The sequence below is a fragment of the Acinetobacter sp. 1294243 genome, assembly GCF_000588015.1.
In the GTDB taxonomy this organism is placed as follows: domain Bacteria; phylum Pseudomonadota; class Gammaproteobacteria; order Pseudomonadales; family Moraxellaceae; genus Acinetobacter; species Acinetobacter pittii.
This window is the reverse complement of record NZ_JFXG01000007.1, coordinates 108,580-129,808: the sequence shown is the minus strand read 5'-3', so window position 1 is coordinate 129,808 and position 21,229 is coordinate 108,580. Positions and strand designations below refer to the sequence as shown.

The following is a 21,229-nucleotide window of genomic DNA, read 5'->3' as shown; positions in this document are numbered from 1 at the left end:
GTCAAAGTTATAATATTTATAAATTTTATATTTTCGAATCAATAAGCTCATAAAAATACGCTCATCAAGAGCGTATTTTTCAATCTAAACTTATGCAGCTAGCTTAATATTGTTTTCTTGCTCAAATTCATCAATCTTCTTAATGATTTCAGCAGACTTGTTATATGGCATAACAATTTCATCAAACTCATTAACTTCTGAGCCCCAGAATTTCAACATGATATTCTTAATCTGAGGTTTATCAACGCCGTCACCATTGAAAACATACTTACTACGTTCAGTTCTGACATAAAGTTCATACTTAGCAAGCTGCTCATCAATGCGTAGTTTTCTAGGAGGCATTGCGATGTCACGGATTTCTGAAAAGAGGTCTTCAACACTTGTAAGGTGCGTAAAGTCTAATTCTCGTGTTATTGGAACATCATTAGCGCCTGCATGTTTTTCAATAATGATGATGCGAGTTGAAACGGCGGTACCAGCATTTTTAAAGGTTGATTGAGGCAACCAAATTTCAGCTGTCATAATTGCACCAGGTGTGCTTTCAATAAATTCGTCAACTTTTGAATCCATCGAACCACGTGGTACCAATGCAACAATACGCCCACCATCATAAAGATGACCAAAAGCTTTCTTGATATGTTGAATTGCCAAGGAACCAGCATGACCAAATGGCGGATTCATCACAATCGCATGGTACTTATTTAAAGTTTCTAAAGACTCGAATGTATCAACAATTACTTTTGCACCAGTGTTAGCCATTTGAGCACGACTAGCTAAAGATTCAGTCGGTTCAATCATTGTCAGTTCTACATCCTGCGGAACAAATCGACCAATAGCGCCATCACCAGCGCTTGGCTCAAGCACGGAATCACCTGTGTGCACCCCTGCCCATTCAATCATTTTGAATCCAAGTGGTTCAGGCGTTGCATACCATTCCTTACCTTCACGGTTATCACGACTTTCAGAACGTTTGCCTTTTGCATAGTAGAACGTTAGTGCTTGATCAAATGGCGTTAGCTTAGCAATACGGGCATTTTCTTCATCATATGCTTTACCACCAATACCATCATTATGACTAGGCTCTTCATATTTTGCATCTTCATAAGCCTGAATTAGCGCTTCTTTGATACTTACTACAGCGTCAGCACCTTTTGCAAAGTTATCTACCGTTTCTGCACGTCCAGCAATCGTGTCTGCAAATGCTGCACGTTCCCATGCAGTACCAGTGGTTAAGTATCTCTGAATAGCATTCGATTCCTGTCCTGTTCGATAGATACGCCCTTCTGTCTGTCTTAACTTGGCAGGCTTTGTTGGCTGCCCAATATTAATTAGAACTCGCTGATGTTTACCAGTCGTATCATGCAAGCTAATTCCAGTTGAACCAGCATCTGACTGCAGAATAAGAATATCGTGCCCGCTACCATCTGTATTAAATAACCCTACATTAGATTCACGTTGTTGCTTTGAAATGCGGCCATTAAATAATAGAGCATTTGGAAATGCTTTCTTTAAAGTCTCAACTGGTGAATCGTAGTCAAGATTGAGATTCACTAGATCTGGGCGATTTTCCTTGAATGAATTATATTCAAGCTCAATATCATCTCTTAAATGGCTCTCATATTTTTCGATATCAAACTGACTAATTAAGAAAGGTGCAAAACCACCACCTTCATTATAATCATGGAAAATAACTACTTTACGGCCTAATGCTAAGTGCTTTTTCACCATATCAACACAAGCTTCAGCTTTAATAGCTTCTAACAAACGGCGTCTTGCTAAATAATCAAATCGCTTTGCAATAATTTCGTATATGTTTTTAAAACGATTTCCAGTGAATAAACGATCATATTCTTGCATCGATGCATGACGTCCCCAGCCTGTTGTTGGTTTTCCGGTCTGAGCAGCCCATTCTTCAAAAGTTCGTGTTTTATGTCCTTCGATTTCTTTATAACCATTGCGAAGATAAGTTAAACCTTCATCAATAAGTTCACCAACACGAGAGCCTATTAGAATAAATTTACGATCATAGTCAAAATTAACTTCTAAATCGCGTCCAGACATGGCACCAGTGTTTTTAAGATTTTCGGCAAACTGTCTTTCAAGTACACCCGTATCCACCTTGGCCTCTGGACGGGTCAACTTTCCATATCGTTTTCGATATCCAAGATTTCCCATATAAAAGTGCTCTCGAGCCTTACCAAAACCTTCTGCTAAATTACCTTGGTCATCAATAGATACAGAAGGTGACATATAATCAAATAAATAGCCCTCCGCCCAATCAAGTGAAAAGTGATAACTAAATGGCGTAGCAGATAAGAAAACAACTTTGCACTTACTTTTCTGGTGTTTCCAGTTCAGATTCCAGATTTTTCTTTGTTCATTTCTAAGGACCTGCATTTTGTTATAAGCAGTTAGGTATTGTTCAGTTTCTTTGCCATTTTCATCGAGTTCTTCAGTAGGCATCTGATCTTCAAATTTATTATCAAACCATTCATTAAAACCTCGCAAATGACCTGTTAATGCTCGTAGCTTGTTTAAGGCTGCAGTTGATTTACCATCAGATGATTGTGAAAGAGTATGGGCTTCATCAATTAAAATAAGATCCCAATGTTTATGAACCAAACTTGTGTTTTGACCAAAATTAGCAAATGTTGTGACCACTACTGAGTGCTCATCACCGCCGTTATCTTTAATGCTTTTTAATTTATAAGCCTTTATATGCAAAGGACTTGAACTTTTTACAAAGTCATTAGCGATTTTATCGTTTAGGGTAACAATCAAAATATTCTTAAGACCAGCATTAATAAAACGCTTTGCAACACCCAGCCCAGTAAAGGTTTTGCCTGTACCTGTGCCATTTGTAAAAAGAATACCCTTCTTATTTTCCTCGATTAAGTGCTTTTCCGTTTTAAAAACATCCCCACGCTGTGCAGGTTGTAGATATGGCAAAGCTTCATCAATATTTGAAGCATCACTCCAAACAGTTTCAACATTATCTGCTTTTAATTGAGCTTCCAGCTTTTCATCTATGGCAGCTCTAACTGATTTAGCAGTTTGTACAATTGATCGATCTCTTGCTCGTTTAAGAGATGATCTCTTACCAGATAGTTCACCGCTTCCGCTGCTGTTAATCCGGTTAGTACTGGTTCTACTATCTCCATCTGAAGATTCATTTCTTGGATTTCGGCCGCCAAGTAAACTTGCATCATCACTTTTTGATAAGCCAGTACTACTGTTTCTGAGATCCCCAGTTTCTCCATCATTTCTGATTGCTTCTGCAGTCTCGAGTTCATTTTTTCCTGATCCATTTGCAGAAACAATTGGTCCTCTGGATCTGAAACGAAATTCGCCAACTGATTCCACATCTGAATTGGTATTTGATACATAGGAGAATAACCCTTTTACTAGTTGCTGATCTTCGGAAAGAAGTGAGTCTGGAATGGCTTTAAGATGTTTTGAACGTACTAAAATTTCACCCTGAGAATAAAAGGCATAAGGGTCATATTCTTTAGCTTTTGTTAATTTGATGCCTTTTAGACCAATAACCTGTAGCGTTTTATTCTTTTTAGTTGTGTATGGCTTCAGCTCTTTTTCACATGCAAAAAGGGAGACAATAATCTCCAACTGCTCAATAACATTTCTCGAACCGTTATTTAGGTGTTCAATAACTGATTCATCAATGTTTTTGATAGCTTCCGCATATAAGACTTCAACTACTTCATCCAATTTTGGAAAGTCACTTTCTTGACGTGCAAAGGATAATGCTTGCTTCGCTACAGACAAGTTAAGTTCTATTTGCTTATGGATGATAAGAAGGAAAAACCGAGCAATATTGCTCTGAAAATGCATGAAATCAATCATGTAATAAATCGCAACCAATACAGTGTCTTTAGTGATTGGTTTGAGCTTTAAGATGGACATATATCCCTCAACATAGGAACTTTATATTCCTATGTTGAATGATCGTAAGTACTTAATTTTGAGTAGGTTCCAGAACTAAATATCTAACCCTTCGAAAAGAATGTCATTAATTTTGTTCACTTCTGTTTTTTCAATGTCATCAACTTGAGTAATTTTAATTTTCAAAGCATTGTGGAAACGTTCGGCCCCTTCTCTGGTTAATCGAATTATTTTAGATCTACATGAGCTACTAGACTCAATCAAAGAATCGTACATTTGCACACTAATGAAATCATCACCAAGCACTTGTTGTGCATATTGGATAGCATCTTTGACACTTACTGGTTCAGGCTCACCAAACAAACCTACATTACTGCTAACTATAGCCTGTTTCTCTGCAAATTCAGCTAAAGCTTTAAATAACATACTCATTTTTTTTGAACTGCGGCTATTCTTGGCGAGAAACACGGCGAGCTCAGCAACACCTTCCCCTAGATCCTCAAAAAGCCCTTGCTGCTTTACAAACTCAACAATATCTTGATCATTTTGCTTTGCAGATAAAATGGTATTTGCTGCATCAATAATTGCATTAGCAACACGTTGATCAATGGCTTGCTCCATACCTTCAACGATTTGATCCGATATATCTTGAACATTTCCACGACTTATAGCTTGTGCTTCAATAAATTTAGGCGCAGCAACACCCAACGCATTAAGCATGTTTTGAAGATCTGGTTTTGTATGATCAGCCATCATTTCTAGCAAACGATCATCATTGTACGCTTTACTAAAAATTGCGGCCTTGATTCTGTTTATCAGTGCTTGTGTTGGTTTTTTATCTTTCGTGGTGTACTGGGCTGCTTCCGTATCACCTAATTTAGTCAAAAAACCTTGAATAAACTTTTGATTACTTACTGCTAATAAATCACCGTCTTCACTCGGGTTAAAAAGAGCCAGTAAATTATCATCTAATCGTTTAGCATCAGCTTTAGCTCGTTCTGTAGCTGTAAATGACAACTTATCATCTTGGTTTGCATCAATAGCAAATTGTGCTCTATCAATCTCAGTGGTACGAATACGTATCAATATTGGTTTAGAAATGGCCTGTACTTGCTCAGAACTAAAACCAAAGTAATCGGCTTCATCAATTAACCATTGTTTATACTCATCTGCGGTGCCCTGCTCATATGCAAGCTTGATTGCCATGGTTCGACCGTTTCCTGACTCCACAACTAAATCGTCTCCAGTTATCGGTGCTCCTGTATCTGCCCGCCCTGAGCGGCCAAGGCTTTCGGGATCTAAATCATTAGCGGTTTTATGTACCCATGCTTGTGATGATTCACGGCTACGATCTCGCGGTTGTAATTCTTGAGGATAGTTTGGGTTTTCTGCACCTGTCGCCGTATGAGACGCAATGACTTGATCAATATCGACTAAGGCGAAGACAGTAGAAATCTTTTCCCCTTTGGCTGTCTTAACATTATTAGTTCTGCCCCGTAAAAGCCCTGTTAAGGACTTCGTTGGTTTAAAGAAACTAATCATTTGATCAATTACAATCAAAGGGTCCGTAGCTATTACAGAAGGCGTAATAAATTTAAGTAACATTAAACGCTCTCCTTAACTTTAATTTGGTTAAGCAACTCAGTTACAGCTGGAATTAATAAAGGGTCTTCTAAATTCTTCTCAGCCTCATCTCGAACTTGTTCTAGTACTTCCAAACTTACGCCTACTTGTCCTTCAATGATTGACTTATACAAAGGATTTGAAGTATCCGAAGCTGATAGATTTTGTAGTTCTTCAGGTGTCACCTCTGGTGCTGGTTCAGGCGTCACCTCTGGTGCTGGTTCAGGTGTCACCTCTGGTGCCGGTTCAGGTGTCACTTCTGGTGTTGGCTCAGGTGTCACTTCTGGTGTCGGCTCTGGTGCCGGTTCAGGCGTCACCTCTGGTGCTGGTTCAGGTGTCACCTCCGGTGCCGGTTCAGGTGTCACTTCTGGTGTCGGTTTACTTTTGGAAATAGCTAAATTATCTAATTCAGATTGCAAACTTTCTATTTCTTGCTTTAAAGATGCCAATAAACTCTGCTTTTCCAAAACCCGATTTTCCGCTTCAGCCAAAGCTTTAGCTTTTTCGGCTTTTTTAGCTTGTAAGCGTTTAAAACGATTACTATTTTGGTTAATTAACTTCATGATTCGACCAGCGAGAACAGGAATTGAAATTCCTTCTCCCTGATTAGGCTGAATTGCAGCTGTAATATCGCGATTGTTCATTAAGATCTTCCATGAAATTAATGAATCTGCAGAACTAATTTTCTTTGAAAATCGATCTGGCTTATGAAAAAGGATTGTGAAGTTTTGACCGTCATCAAAATCATAAGTAAGCGCAATTTGAAGTACTTTTTTATGCTTGAAGGGCTTACTTTCAGTAACGTTAATGACTTTAACACCAGTTTTAGAAAACTGATCCATAGCGTGATGCAAAATAGCAGACAGCTGCTCTAAATGCTGGTAATCGACAATAATAGAATCATAATGAGCTTCTTCTACTTCCAGACTAGATAATAGCGTAGGCAACCCATCAAATTTACTTAGCAGCTGACTATGGTCATCATTTCGCTGCATATCTAAAAGAAGTTTTGCTGTATCACCATCATGAGAAACTAAACTGATACCATCCCATTGAGGTGTTTCTGCAGCAATCACGTTCTGTAATTTCTCTAATTGCCATCTTTGAATTGGTTTAGACCCAGACAAATTAAATTGTTTGGAAGATAGGTGGCGTTTAAGACCAAATTGATTTGTTTCAATTACATCTGTAACACAAGCGTCAAACATGCGTCCAAACTGTAAGATTGCTAGTTCACCAGCATGCTGATCATCAATTGCACCAAGTATGGCAACTGAATCATAAGCTTCGATTCCGCTCTTCTGCCCTTTTAAGTTAATCACTCGCCAGAGGTCATTTTCCGTGTAGTCTTCAGTGACTAAGGCATTAATTTGACGGTAATCACCTTTAATAAATCCAATTGAACAAGCGCCACTATTCACCATTGAATCAAAACCAGGTACTAATCGGCTTTGATGTGGTGCATGTGTTTGAGTAAAAATTGATTTAACACTCACGGAGTTATCCTCATTTTAATTTGAGGATATTTTCTCAATCTATTGAATGTAAAAAGCCAATGAGTTCCATAGCTTATTTTAAGTTCGGGAACATTTTAGTGAAATTTAAAGTGACTATTGAATGGGCTTTATTTGCGGCATCTAGAGGCAAATTACCAGCTTGTAGAGATACTAAATGCTCAATTTCAAAATGATGTTGAGATCTTACAGCTTTATCAAAAGCATATATTTTCAAACGCATTAAATATTCTATAGGTGGCGGTTGTGTACCATCTTTATTAAACATTATCTGCTTTATGGCTATTGCACTATTTGCAATAGCTGCAGCTTTAGTCTCAATAAATGAGATACTTAATTCATTCGAGGCATTACCGGTTATATAGTTGAGTTGATGGTGTCCAACATGTACTGAATCTGTTTGTGCATCCAGAAGAGATACATCAACATTATTGGCTAACCATGCGATTTTATTGGAAGGATCAAAAATTGGAATATTCGCTTGGGCAATCTTACTATTTGCCCGATAAGGTCTAATTTCTATTCCAAAATGGGCGGCCGAGAGAGTTCCTAATGCATAGAGCTCTTGATAATGAGAAACAGCTTTATCAACTGTCAATCCAGACCATAAGACAGGATTTCTTGCGAAACGTTCCTTGAATGGACTTATAACATTACCAAAACTGTTATTAGACGTTTTATTCTGTGTTTCATATTCAAAAAAAGCCATTATTCTTCATCCTCAGAAAATTTACGGCTCTTAAAAATACTTTCAGCTAATAATTGAGCTTCATCATATTTCATACCTGCATCGCGCTCTAGAATATAGGCCATAGTTTCTACATCTAAGTTTGTCTCCTTTAAAGCGGCAATCACTTGGGTTTTAAGTAGTGTTGTATTCATTCTAGATTGGGCATTACTGATTTCTTCAGTAGCTGCTGCAGTTTGGTTTGTATAATATTCAACTTGCCAAGGATAATCTTTAGGCTCAAATTGTTCATTAAATGCAAATCCCCAATCCAAATGAAGAATCTGATTAATCCCTTCAGTTACTGCTGTACGAATGTCTTGTGACCTACGCATTATTTGCGCTGAAGTATGGAACGCTCCGCCTTCACCAATACCACCAGTTAACATGTCAGCCCACCCTACCATACTTGGGTCTAGACCTATCCCGCCCATTAACAAACGGACATTAATCATGAATTGTTCAATATTAATAGGTGAGCTTCTTTGAAGTTTGATATCACCAACAGGATTTAGAACTTGCTTCTCATCAAATACTGGCAGCATGTGAAAAGCAGTATTCCAAACGGCTTCGCCATCTGATAAAGCATCACGAACATATGTCTCATGATTTTTAAGTAAACCTTCTAAACCCCGAACATAGGCTTGGCGTTGTGCTGGCGGCATTCCAGACATATTTACCGTCAAGAACATCTGATTTACTGTATCTGCAATCTGCTGGCTGTTCATAGATGCCAATGCAAGAATCACATCATCATAAACTTCTTCAATTTCGTATAGAAATGAACCACCTAAATGCGCTGGTAAAATCGGTAATTCATCTGGGTCATCTCCTTCTAACATTTTAGTTACAAGGCCAGTTTCAACAAGTTCATATTGAGCAATATTGCTCATACGGGGCATTTTGAAACGTACCATTTGAATAGTATTTAGTTTGGTAATAGTTTTCTGCCAATTTCGGGGATCTAAGCAAAAAAATGCGACAGTTTTACTGCCCTGTTCGAATGGCTGTATTAATGGCGGATAAGTATACTCATTACAAAGGAGGTCAATTACTCCACTCTCTTTTTTCCCATAAATTCGGGCATAAGAATCGCCAAATGAAATCGCATCTCGGGCAAGCTTACTTAAATACTTATTGATCAGCTTTTCCATGACATCACGGCGTTCATCTAGCTGTTTTTTTATTTTTTCAGCTGCTGGGCCATTTGCCTTTTTCAAACGTTGTGCTGGTGTAATAAACACTTGTTGGCCGCTATAAGAATCTCCGCCTAAAGCTGCAGAAACATGAATCCCCATACCCTCAGCGATTGGGGCAAAGCGTAACATTCTCTCCCATTTGGTGAAAATTTCCTTTCGAGTACGCTTCTTATTGGCTTTAGTTTGATTGGTCCCAAGTGAAAACGGTGCCATGGATTCATAAAGCTGCGCCGTAGCATCCTGATTAGAGGTATCAAATTGCTGATCATATGAATTAACATTTTCACCGAGTAACAACGATAAGAACCGAGAAGACATAACTAAGCCAAAATACTTAAATAATTAAGTATTTTGATGGCTACCATTTTTTAACTATTAGATTGGTTCCAAAGTTAATTGGAACCGTACAGATTCAATAAATCCACAGCATGCAATTCTATCTGCACATATTTTTTAATCTGTTTTAGAGGAAAAGCTCATGGCTGAAGTAAAAGTATTTACCGATTTAGATATCGAACTTGCTCAAAAAACTAAGGATATTGTTAATAATCAGAAATATAACAATCGCCCTGCTTTCAAAACTTTGAATTTAGGTTGGGATCTTGATACTGGTGCTGTAGCTGTTAATTATACGCTGGTAGAAGAACCACAAAGTCCTGATCAAACTGTATAAAATGCAATTAAATGAAGAAAGCCCCAATTAAGGGGCTTTCTTTTTATCTAGTAACCTTATGATGCAAAAGAGGTAATATGAACAGGAAGAGTGCCATTTGGCCCTAAATTTTCAATAATCCTTGGGGAGATATCATTTAATTTAGCAGCAGCAGCAAACTGTAATTGTAACTGACCATTAGAGTACCTACCAAACACGCCCCCTCTATTTAAGTTATTCATAGGTCCCGGTCTAAACCATGAAGGTATAGTATTTAGTAATATACCTACATTAGAACCAATGCTCAGCGTAATACCGTTTAATAAGTTATCTGCTGTTAATTGATATGTTTGCACAATCCTTGGAACATTTTTAGCAGATATAGCAGACCAGATTAAATTACCTTGCTCATCATATACATCTAAATAACCAGAGATTTTTGTGTAGTCATAACTTAAAAATGAAATATTATTGTTATGCACACTATGCCAATATTTCCCACAAAACTCCGTACCTTCTGATAGGTTTAAAATATAAAGAGTCTCTTTTGGTAAATCATTACGAAAAGAAGGATATACCAAACTAGGGGTTTGAATAAAACTAGGTGCCCAACCAGAAGATGCACCTATTGAACTAGGTGTACCACCATCTAACACTTGTACAGAATTTACACCTAAATGTCTGTAAGTGTCGCTAACAATAATTTCACCTTTATCATTACTTACTTCAAAGCCAGACATTATCCATACCTATAAATATCAACAGTAAGAAGGGCTAAACCAGTCAATGCACTCACTCTTACTACATTAGGTGTATAAATAGACGCAAAAGGCCCACCATGGTAAGCAAGTGTAGGGTATTGCTGAGTCATATTACCTAAGCAGTCTTCTCTAACAATTGCTATATGAGTTTCAGATGTAATACCGTCATAAACATAATCCTTATAATACTCATTAGAACCTATAGAGACTTCAAAAGTATGTATTAAGTGCATTTGACGATCTGTAATATCAACAACAATCTTCCCAGTTTCATCAAAACATTGTAAGCCTTGTGGCATATTGTCCTCCAAAAATAAAGGGCTAGATAACTAGCCCATCTTCACTACCACAGCCCTAATTTAACCCTGACAACATTATTATCATCGTAAACCGTAATTAAACTTCCGCTCAAGACCATTCTCGCGCCATTAGGCTTAGTAGGATCCTTATAGGTAGTTAAAGTTCCCAACTCACCAGCAATCGCGCTTAATTTGTCAACGTTAAACAGATCGGCTGTTAAAGATTTCACTTTGAAGTTAGAAGCAGTCAAATTCTTAATAAATACATCACTATTCATAATGACTTGATTGTCTTGGATTATGAACGGCATGTACTTAGTAGAAGATGTACCAGTTGTGAAGAAAATTTTATCCGCTTGAAAACCTATTGAACTGATAACGGTTCCATTCGTTTGCTCACTGACCATAGACATGCCAGAAAACACACCGTTATTATCCATACCCATTACGTATTTACCCTTCACACCATCAATCAAGTCAGCTTGAGATTTAAGTTTGATAGCGTTTTGGCCGTATACAGAAACTAAGGTTTGTAATGCACCAGCATATGCACCAACATCAGTTGTGTAGGTAGTTTTGAAGTTTTCAAAATCTGCAATATTGTCTGCATCTTCAATATCAATAAAGTCTAGATCCACCTCACCAGCTTTTCCTGAATAGTTACCGATGATCATTGGAGTAAAGAAAGCAGCTTTATTCGCAAATGTTTTTGGACTTAGTAGAGTGCCGGCACCTGCACTTGCACCAGCAGATCTACCCTTGAAATATGCAGTTCCAGTTATCCAAGTTCCCAGCGCTGGTGCGGTACCAGCAACAAGATAATGACTAGCTCCAATATCATTGATTTCGGTGTTATCTTGGGCCACATACTTAGTTTTAGTGGCGTTCTGACAAGTTGCACCTAGGTATACAACACCCGTACCACTAACACGGCGGAATCGATACTTCACTCGGTAGTATTTGTTGTCATCGATTGGCAAAGAAGCAAACCAATTTAACCAAGCTTCATCATTTCCAACGTTATTACCTATTCTTAGTGCATATCCCCCACGGCAAGTTGCATCGGCCACTAAATTAAGCTCAGGTTTATTTCCACTTGGAGTTTTTACTAACCAATCTTTTTGCCAGGTATCTAGTACTGAAGCCATAATCTTTTGACCATTAGCAGAATACAGTGCAGACATTCTTTCAGTTGAAGATGCAATTGCTTCATTCGTCTTGGTAGACGTCATGTAATCACGCTCTAATGTTGCTTTTGTAGTTGATGCTAAGTCTTTTGCAGAATCGGCTATCTCTTTTGCCTTTTCAGATATTGCTCTTACCAATGCTTGACGTGCATTGTGAACATTCGCAAAGTTAGTAATAAACTGATTTCGATCAATCGTGCTAGTTGTATTCATATTGGCAAACAAAGAAGCCAAATATGTATTTAAAGTACTAAAAGCCGTTGCATAAGCAGCTGAAGATATACCATAAGTGACAGCCTCAGCTCGTAAGCTAGTATCAGTTTGATAAAGAGTATCCCACACCAACTTCGCCTGTTTTTTCTCAACGGGTGTAAGTTTATTATCAGCTGCAATATCACTTAACTGAGCCATTGGAATATCAACTTTGGCTTGAGAACCTGCAGTCGTTTCCATCATTGAAGTGACAGTAAACGGCGTTACTGATTTATAAACCGATAAATCCGTTTCAATAGCCGCTGACCAACCTTCTTTAAAGTTATCAGGCGGGTTTGTATGAGTAATTGTTGCTGACTCAACCGTAATAGCTGGGTAAGACCAAGCATCTTTTTTGGTAATTAAAATGCACACCTTATTATTGCTATCTAAAGCTAAAGCCAAACCTTTAGTCGTAGTATTGCTTTCATCTAAGGTGATACCAAAAGAACGCGAAGTCATATTTGGATAAAATGGCACTGTTGACGTATATGCATAGAACGCCAAGTCCAAATCAAAAATATTGTCTTCTTTGTTGTTGTAGTTATAACCTGAGATTTTAACCTTAGTCATGAAGGCACCAATTGTAATTGGTGTCTTAATTACAAGCGTACCCGAGGTCGTGATTGGTTGACGCCAAGTTAAGGGCTTCACGAAAATTTTGCCTCCACCTGAACCCAATGGCTGAACGCTCATAGCATTAGTATATTCTGAGGTAATTTTCTGTGATGATGCAGCAATAGCTCGCTCAACATTAGTATTTGTCATATCCGCATTCAAAATATAAGCGCCGTTTTTACTGTCTAACTTTGAAGACATCTCCGAAAGTTTGGCGGCCCATGTTTCTTTGAAATTGGTTAATGTTGAAATAGAGTCTGTAGCTGTAGAAACAAAATCTTGTAATGTCGGGTCAGCTGAAGCGTAATCAGTAACGTCATATTGCTCAATTTGAGCTAAGGACCAAACTAAAGGTGCAGTTGCAGTTGGTGTAGATCCGCCAGCTACATAAACATGTCCTGAGTAAGTAATTGAACCTGTGGCACCGCATTTAATCATCCGAATATAAGTTTCGAATTTTCCTGTACCCTCAGTACTTCCAATAAATCTATCAATGGCACCAGTACCCATAGCGTTACCAGCATTCACTAGCTTATATCCAATGGGCAATTTAATGAGGTATTTAATAACGAAGACCGCATTTGCTCGGCCATTCACGGCCTGATAAAAACCACCCCATGTAGGATTGGCAGTTCCAATGGTTTTGATTTCCAGCTCATGTGTTGATGTAGTCGGGTTATCCGCACTTTTTGCAACACGTGTAACAGCAACATTCCCATTGCCAGCATTGTTATATACACCTACTGCATTATTACCCTTCTTAAAGTTCACATCTCCTTGCACCAACTTGCCGTTAGTAATCATCATCGCCAGCATTGTTGTGTTTTCTAATGCCGAGCCAAGATTGTTAGTACTTGTTTGTAACTGCGAAATTTCAGTATTTTTAAGAGTTGCAAGATCTTGTGAGGTTTGATCAGCTGTAGCTTTTGTTGTTTTCACTACTGTAGATAAGCCACCAGGTACACCAGCATCATATTGTTGAATTTGCTGGGCAATAACACCTTTGTTTGCATCTGCTTTGATAAAGGTATCTTCTACAAACTGTGCATTTTGCTTAAGAGAGGATCTAAAACCGCCTTTAAAATTCGGTGCAGAATTACCACGGCTGATAAACATATTAGTTATCGTAAAAGTTCCACCTGACGGTGCATTATCAAAGCGCAGCCCTAATGGAATTGCTTCAAATGCAGTTGCTTTTACATCAGATGGGAAAATACCAGTCAATTCAATTTCACCACTAGCAGCAACTATAAATGAAGGCAATCCAATGCTATAAGTTGCTCCATGGAATTGAATGCTACAAGTTGCTCCAACCAAACCAGCTGCAGCGGTATATTTGATTCTTGCAACAACTGGGTCACCTTTATCTATGGGAATTTCTTTATGTTTGTATTGAAGTTCCCAAACAGCAACTGTTCTATTGGTGCCAGTGGTGATACTTAAATTTTTAGTATCATCACCGAGTAAAATCCAGTTTTCTTCTGAATAACGTAAGGTATCTAATTGTGCTTTGAAGACTTTAATTTCTTCAGCAAAGACTTCTTTAGCATCAGATCGAGTAATTTTTTCTTGAAGTATTTGAGCGTGGTTTTCTAACACCTTTTGTAGGTTACCACTGTTATTTGCCAAACCAATCGGAATACCACTTACGACCTGAACGGCAAGCATGATTTGTTTGGCTCCATTTGGGCCCGTATCTGGTGTTGAATGTAATTCGATCCCTCTCCCCGAGCCAATTCCTTTTTGACCTACTAATATGTATGCATCACGGCCAGTAATTTGATCAATTGTAAATGGATTTGCCCCAAGAGAGATTAAGGCATTTTTAACAGTAGCAATATTTACTCCGATACTGTCGTAGTTGGTCACAATAACAAATGTGTCATTCGGAATCGCGGCGATAGCATTGCTCATCGCCGTTGCATTCGCGATAGCAGCATATGTATCGTATCGAGTTGAAGAAGCAATTGACCCATCAGCAGCTAAAACATGAACTGAGAATCCGCGAGCTGAAGCTACGGATTTGATTTCACCTTTAAGGTTTTTTATCCCTGTGAAAAAGCCATTCCAACCACATGAGTAGACACGATAATTGAAAACTTGACCAAGATCTTGATTAAGTTGTTTATAACTTGACTCTAAGTTCGAAATTGACTGTGTTGTATTTTGCTGGTTGTCGCTAATTGTTGAGTTAATTTCTTGAAACTTTCCGTCAGCAGCTAATTTATTGTTATCGACCGCAGATTTTAAAGTTACATAATTTTCTGAAATGGATGCAATTTGTTCACCATTCTTTTTAACATCTGCCTTGGTACCTTCAATGGCAGTCGCATTAGCCTCTAACCCTTTTTCAAGTTCACGAGGATTTTTTCTAAAGCCCGTTGCTAGCTCACCTTTTTCAATTTGAACTTCACGAATTAAAAAATCAGGTGCAAATCCAATTTGAGCATATAAAATTACATTAATATATTGTAAATCAACAAGATTTGTATCAAATGTATAAGTACATAAAACTTCTTTATCTGTCGAAATATTATTCCAAGAGGTTCCAATTTGATTATTACTACCTGCAGCATCACGACGATGAATGATTAGGAGTATTTGTGATTGAGCAGCTGTCAAAGATTTTGCCTTGAATGACAACGTGTATTTCTGGTTCCCTTCTAGACCTTCAGCTAAAGTAATCGTCTCAATAAAGCCTTTAAAATATGTAGCTGTATTGGTGGATTTAAAATGCCCCCAAGTAATCCCATTTGAGTCCTTATAAACTTCTAATAAGCTACCTGCTACTGCTGCATTTTGACGCCAATTTGAAATTTCAAGAGGCTTAGAAAAATCACCATTTTTAATAATATTATCGCCCCCGCTAGTAGAAATAGCGGCTTTGATGATTTTACTTTCCTCTGCAATCGCTTGGTTCGTTTCAGTTTTCGTGTAACGAGTACTATCAAGAGTTGCTGAACTGTTAGTCCATAGATCACCAAATTTATGACGGAATTTGGCTTCAAGTGACTCAGTAGCAGCGGAAATTGCTTTAGTAGTATCAGACTTACTTGAATAATCAATAAGAATAGAAGACTTAACAATTGTGCTGTCTACATCTGATTCATTTAGAACTGGTGAAACTTTAAAGCCTTGAACTTCCCACCACCCTGCCGAGCCTGTGTGACCGAGAGCGATACCAAAACGCATCTGTTGAATAGTCGTATTTGACGTTAAATTACAAATAACAGATACGAAATACCAGTTACCATCCTTTGCAGGCACCATAGCTGCAGGGACACTTAGAGTAGTATATCGCGCAGTAGTCCATAAACCATCAGCGTATCCAAACATTACTGGTACGCTTAACGAACCATTAGAGTCAGAAGAACAACGAACCCAGAATGAAATACGATAAGTGCGATCATTAGGAACTGCACTTAAACTGTAGTTAAAACAGTTCACTGGAACCGTTGTATCTTTACGGAAAACAGTATTTGTAACTTTGCCTGTTGTCGTTGTTTTGAAGTACTGCTTCATGTCATAGCCATAATGGCTAATCCACTTATCAGGGTTTGCTAAATTATAATCAGGTATTAACGAATCACTATCATTTTCGGCTTTAATTGATTCATCCAATTTAGTGAGTGAAGTATTAAATGCCTTAGTTTGAGAGGCTGTCACTTCATCTAATTTTGCATTCGTAGCGTAGTTATTTAGGGCCTGAGTAGTGTTATAAATGTTTTTCTCAACATCACTCATCCCGGCTTCAAGTTTTGATGTTCTTTGAGCAAGGGCACCACTCTCAGTTACATAGATTTGTTTAAACTCATTTAGATTCGCAGAAACTTGGTCAAATGCCGCATTGAAGTCATAAGGACTAGCAATCCAACTCTCAGTAGTTATTAACTCCCCTTTGACTAATACAGCCCAGTAAACTGTACCAATAGAACCTTGTGCTGCATTTGGCCTATTGAGCATGTAGAAATTGACGTACTTACCTAAACCACTACTGTTTTTAGTAAAAGTAATTTTACTTACTACTTTCCCATTACTATTTGTAAGTGATTGAACAACCTGCTGTCCACCACCTACATATGCACCTAATGTAGAGTTTGTATCAGCATTATTACGCTTATGTTCTGCACACCATAACAATGTATATTTTGCACCAACCTCCCAATCTTCCCCCATTTTATAAAGTACATGAGGATACGAAACTCCATCATAGGTACCATTTACATTCGAATTAATTAAAAGATTTGTACCCGCTGGTGCTGATTTACTTAAGTTCGCAGACAAGGTATTTGCCTGTTCAGTTACAGCCTGAATCTGTCCAGCTTGTTCAGTTACTTTTGAATTTGTTGTTTCAAGTGCTTCACTTGAGGCTTTTTTCCCTACTTCAGTGTTAGTCAAAGTTAGATCATTTCTAAGCTTAGAAATATCTATACTTTGAGAAGATAAAGTATCGCCATTCTTCTTCACTTCAGCTTGAGTGACTTTAATTGCTTCCGCATTAGCATTTAAAGAGCTTTGAGTATCACGTGGGCTTGGGCTCCATGCAGTAGCCTTATTGCCTGCTTCGATCTGTAATTTTTGAATCGTTGGAATTCGACCAGAACCATATGTTCCATAAAACTCAATTGTTGATTCGGTAGTACTTCCAGTGTGTACTTTGGGAGATACTGTAACTGCAAATCTTTGAAACTCATTTGCTTTTGTTACAGTAACTGAAGTTGTAAAGTAATGAGCAGATCCATTTGAAGAGTAAACTTGTACTGTTCCAGCAACGGGCACACTCACGTCAAAAGAAATAGTAACCGGCTTATCTAAATTTTCGTCATAAAAAGCTTTGAGCTCTTTACTTCGTTCATACATTAAGTATTCACGACTAGTTGATGCTGTTGAGCTTCTTGGCGCTTCTGAATTAGCTACCGCATTAACCCCACCTATTTTAATATTATCTACTGCAGCTGTGATATCAGTAGCCACACGTCCCATGGCGCTCTCAAGATCACTCTTTGTAGCTGTTTTCAATAATGCTTGAGCGTTGCTCTGAATACCTGTTTCAGCATTTTGCATTCTTGATTCAAGCTTACTGGTCCGTTCTGCTTCAGCCTCAGTTCTATTAGTAGCAGTTTTGAATAAATCATTTGCAGTTGCTGTTGCATCATTTGCTGAAGCTAAAGAGTTGTTATCTTCAACGATAATGTAGTTAAGCTGACTTATACCTGATTGAGCTGCATAGTTACCAATAAACATTGGGGCATAAAATTCAGCTTGTGCTGGGAAAGTACGCGGATTATCAATTGTTCCAAGTCCCGTAGCTGCACCTGTAGATTTTCCTTTCAGGTAAAGTACTACTTCTTGCCATTCACCTAAATTTGGTTTAATTGCAGACAACAAGTAATTTGATGAGCCCATGTCTGCAGCAAGATTATTTGTAGTTGTTACATACTTAGTTTGATCTGCTGTTTTACATGCAACACCTAAATAAATACTTCCATTTTCACCAGCAACACGACGGAAACGTGCACGCACCCGATAAAGCGTATCTGGATTAATTTTTACTAATTCTTTCCAATGAACCCAAGCTTCATCATTGCCAGCATTATTACCAAGCTCAAGAATATAACCGCCAAATGCATCAGAATCTTGAAGTACTTTAGCTTCACCTGTAGTTCGCCAAGTTGACCAGTCATCAATTCCTTTTGCTGTTACTACTGCCCTCACACCAGTAGTTACTTGAGTTTGAGACTTGAGACTTAATAAATTCTGAGAAAGTGCTTCAGTAGCTTTTACCGCTGTTGTACCAGTTTGCTGCGCTTCGGCTGCATTATCGAAAGCCAGTTTAGCAATATCATCAGTAGTTTTAAGTGAAGAAGAAAGGCCAGATATTTTAGTGTTTGTATTACTTTCTAAAGTAGATACACTTTTTTGGACATCTACAATCTGGCCTTGTACCTTCAAATTTTCCTTCGAGATACTTGTATCAAGTTTTGTAAATTTCGTCGTGGTAGACTGTTCAAATTCAGCTAGTGACTCAGTAACTTCTAGAATATTTGAATTAGACTGACGATCTGCTTCTTCCAGAGCTGCTTTCGTTTGGTCGATACGTAATGATAAGGCTTTATCTCCATCAGAAACTGACTGAGTAATTGTCGCTAAATCAGACGTTGTTTTTGTTTTATTTGAATTATAGTCAGTCTTTAGTTCTTCAAGTTTTTTTGCTTCTGAAACAAGTTTCTCATCAACAAGTTTTACAGATGATTCAACCTTTTCGATATATGAGGCATTACCAGTAATTTGATCACGCCATGTTTTAGGAATGGTGTCATTTAGTGCTGTAATATCCCAGACCTCATAATCAGCAAGGATTACATCAACTGGGCTTGTAGTGCTTGGCAAAGGTGGATTAGTGCCAGCAATAACACGGAAATGCCCATGGATAGCTGCTGGTGCATCATAGCCACACTGAACAACAGAGTAGTAAACCTCAAACTTGCCTGTACCTTCTTTATTTCCAAGTACCCGTAAATAACCACCCGTACCTGTAGCATTGCCAACAGGTAATAAATATGTCCCTTTTGGCATTTTAATAATTTGTTTTATTAAAAACGTTTTATTAGGCGCAGCTACAAGTGTAGGAACAGTTGGATACCAGCCACCACCTAAAGATGCTGTAGATCTTAAAAGCATCTCATGGGTACTATTTACGGGGTTATCCGTTGATTTGGCTTGTCGAGTTAGTGTTGAGCCTGCTGGTACCGCATAGGCACTTAATCCCCCATTCCCCGATAGAAACGTCGGATCATCACGTAAAGGTTTACCAAGTGATTGCATCCGCGCTAACTCATTCGCACTTAATAAACTTGCATTTGTGGTGTCTAAACTGGCTTGTATTTGATCAGTTTTTTCAGCAACAGATTTGGTAAGGTCAACTACAGTTCGTTCAACACTATTAATGGCAGCTTTGTTATCTCCAATTTGAGATTGAGCAATACTAATTTGTTCAGTAATTGCTTTGTCTTGAGCTGCACGAGTTTTAGATTCTTCTGAAATTAAGGCGTTTGATTTACCCAATTCGTTTTGCATTTCAGCAAACTTAAGCTCAAAACTTTGAGTTAAAGCCTCTTTATCATTTGCACGTGCTTCAGCTTCAGCCAGAAAGCCAGAATCAACTTTCTTATCAAGTTCAACATATTGTGCAGCTACTTGATCTACTTTCTTAACTGCAGCTTCAGTTTGGCTTACTATTGGTTCAATTTTTTGATTAATGAGAGTATTTGTTTCTTCACCCAATGCTAATTTAGCATCATCAATCATTTGACCAGCTTTAACTAAGTTTTGATCAATATCTTGTTTTAAAGCGGCCTTAGTTTGATCAATAACAATTAGAGTGTCAGCTGCTTGTTTTTTACGGTCTAGAACTTCTTGATCTGCAATTTTTTTCGCATTTTCTGCGACCAAGCGAATTTCATCAGAATCACTTCTAACATCAGCAATAATAGAATCCGTTTCTCTCTTGATGAAACCAATTTTGTCATCGAGTTCTTTCTCAGCGCGGATAGCCCGTTGTTGAGCATCAGCTACCAACGCTTCGTTTGCCTGAATTGATTGATCAATACGTTGATTGGCTTCATCCAAACGAATATTTGCATCATTTGCATGCTGTTCAACAATCAGTTTGGTATCGACAATTTCTTGATCAATATAAGCCCGAATTTCATCAACTTTATTTTGTGCAATCTGACCTACTTCTTTTACTTGGTCATGTATTTTTTGCACCTCTTCATCAATGTGATTAATACCTTCTTCAAGCAATTTATAGGCATCAGAATCTTTAATATTATCAATTAACTCTTCTACTTCTTTTATTTTTTCATCAATTTCTTGGCTTATCTGATCTTTGTTTTCATCAATTATTTCGCCTTGTTCTTTTAAGTCTTCTTTTAAACTCTCTAACTTATCAAGAGCGTCTTTAAATGCACCCTCAATAGCTTTAGGATCAATAGGCACACCTGCTACAGTAAGCGTTGTACCAACGGCCATACTGCCTGCAACAGAACTATTACCTGCAACTGAAGTATTACCTACTACAGTGCTATTTCCCGTTAATGTGCTATTACCAGTTTGTTGTGTATTAGCTTGCACATTCATCAACGGCGTTTTAATAGATACAGTTGTGCCAGAATCTACTTTTAAATTTTCTTTAGAAATAAATTCAATATTGTCTTGTCGAATACGGCGCACACCTACAATCGCGCCGTCTCCGTGACTGACATAACTATGGATTACTGGACGTTCTTCATTGCCGTTTTCAAAGAAGACATAGACGTCTTCCCCATCCACAATTTGTATTTCTGTATCTAAATCACTATCACCGACTGGATAGGCAAAAGTTGCCGTAATGCCTTCACTTGCGCCATCAGTTAAACCATGAATGTGTACTTGTGCAGTACGACCTTTTGCGTTGTAACTTAAAATCTTTGCACGTTTATAACCATTCATATAT

9 protein-coding genes are annotated in these 21,229 nt (G+C 38.0%); 1 reads left to right on the top strand and 8 read right to left on the bottom strand.

What is annotated here, in order from left to right:
- Positions 1–90: 90 nt before the first annotated feature.
- From J655_RS14540 to J655_RS14525, 5 genes are all read right to left on the bottom strand, one after another.
- On the bottom strand, positions 91–3,921 hold the full coding sequence (locus J655_RS14540) for a DEAD/DEAH box helicase family protein (protein WP_032052592.1): 3,831 nt from the start codon (positions 3,919–3,921) through the stop codon (positions 91–93).
- A 75-nt stretch (positions 3,922–3,996) separates the two neighbouring features.
- On the bottom strand, positions 3,997–5,505 hold the full coding sequence (locus tag J655_RS14535; protein WP_032052591.1) for a hypothetical protein: 1,509 nt from the start codon (positions 5,503–5,505) through the stop codon (positions 3,997–3,999).
- Positions 5,505–7,019 carry a hypothetical protein gene (locus J655_RS0104530; protein WP_228132272.1) on the bottom strand — a complete coding sequence of 505 codons (1,515 nt, stop codon included), beginning with the start codon at positions 7,017–7,019 and terminating at the stop codon, positions 5,505–5,507. The genes J655_RS14535 and J655_RS0104530 overlap by 1 nt, the downstream gene beginning before the upstream one ends.
- Before the next feature lie 73 nt (positions 7,020–7,092).
- Positions 7,093–7,746, bottom strand: coding sequence for a hypothetical protein (locus J655_RS14530; RefSeq protein WP_032052590.1), 654 nt, complete (start codon positions 7,744–7,746; stop codon positions 7,093–7,095).
- On the bottom strand, positions 7,746–9,281 hold the full coding sequence (locus tag J655_RS14525) for a hypothetical protein (protein ID WP_032052589.1): 1,536 nt from the start codon (positions 9,279–9,281) through the stop codon (positions 7,746–7,748). The genes J655_RS14530 and J655_RS14525 overlap by 1 nt, the downstream gene beginning before the upstream one ends.
- A 160-nt stretch (positions 9,282–9,441) precedes the next feature.
- On the opposite strand from J655_RS14525, the gene J655_RS14520 reads away from it, so the two are divergent.
- Complete coding sequence (locus tag J655_RS14520; RefSeq protein WP_032052588.1) at positions 9,442–9,636, top strand: hypothetical protein; 195 nt, start codon at positions 9,442–9,444, stop codon at positions 9,634–9,636.
- A 56-nt stretch (positions 9,637–9,692) separates the two neighbouring features.
- Here J655_RS14520 and J655_RS14515 read toward each other — a convergent pair whose 3' ends face one another.
- The 3 genes from J655_RS14515 to J655_RS14505 are packed head-to-tail and all read right to left on the bottom strand — an operon-like array spanning position 9,693 to position 21,225.
- Positions 9,693–10,355, bottom strand: a complete 663-nt coding sequence (locus tag J655_RS14515) for a hypothetical protein (protein ID WP_032052587.1) — start codon at positions 10,353–10,355, stop codon at positions 9,693–9,695.
- On the bottom strand, positions 10,355–10,675 hold the full coding sequence (locus J655_RS14510) for a hypothetical protein (protein WP_032052585.1): 321 nt from the start codon (positions 10,673–10,675) through the stop codon (positions 10,355–10,357). Before J655_RS14510 ends, J655_RS14515 begins: the two co-directional genes overlap by 1 nt.
- A 44-nt stretch (positions 10,676–10,719) precedes the next feature.
- A complete protein-coding gene (locus J655_RS14505) occupies positions 10,720–21,225 on the bottom strand; it encodes an interleukin-like EMT inducer domain-containing protein (RefSeq protein ID WP_032052584.1) in 10,506 nt (3,501 codons plus the stop codon).
- Positions 21,226–21,229 lie beyond the last annotated feature (4 nt).

Bases quoted from the DNA above. Each gene is read 5' to 3' on its own strand.
- J655_RS14505 (WP_032052584.1), bottom strand. From the start codon at position 21,225: ATGAATGGTTATAAACGTGCAAAGATTTTAAGTTACAACGCAAAAGGT.
- J655_RS14530 (WP_032052590.1), bottom strand. From the start codon at position 7,746: ATGGCTTTTTTTGAATATGAAACACAGAATAAAACGTCTAATAACAGT.
- J655_RS14540 (WP_032052592.1), bottom strand. From the start codon at position 3,921: ATGTCCATCTTAAAGCTCAAACCAATCACTAAAGACACTGTATTGGTT.
- J655_RS14535 (WP_032052591.1), bottom strand. From the start codon at position 5,505: ATGTTACTTAAATTTATTACGCCTTCTGTAATAGCTACGGACCCTTTG.
- J655_RS14520 (WP_032052588.1), top strand. From the start codon at position 9,442: ATGGCTGAAGTAAAAGTATTTACCGATTTAGATATCGAACTTGCTCAA.
- J655_RS14525 (WP_032052589.1), bottom strand. From the start codon at position 9,281: ATGTCTTCTCGGTTCTTATCGTTGTTACTCGGTGAAAATGTTAATTCA.
- J655_RS14515 (WP_032052587.1), bottom strand. From the start codon at position 10,355: ATGTCTGGCTTTGAAGTAAGTAATGATAAAGGTGAAATTATTGTTAGC.
- J655_RS14510 (WP_032052585.1), bottom strand. From the start codon at position 10,675: ATGCCACAAGGCTTACAATGTTTTGATGAAACTGGGAAGATTGTTGTT.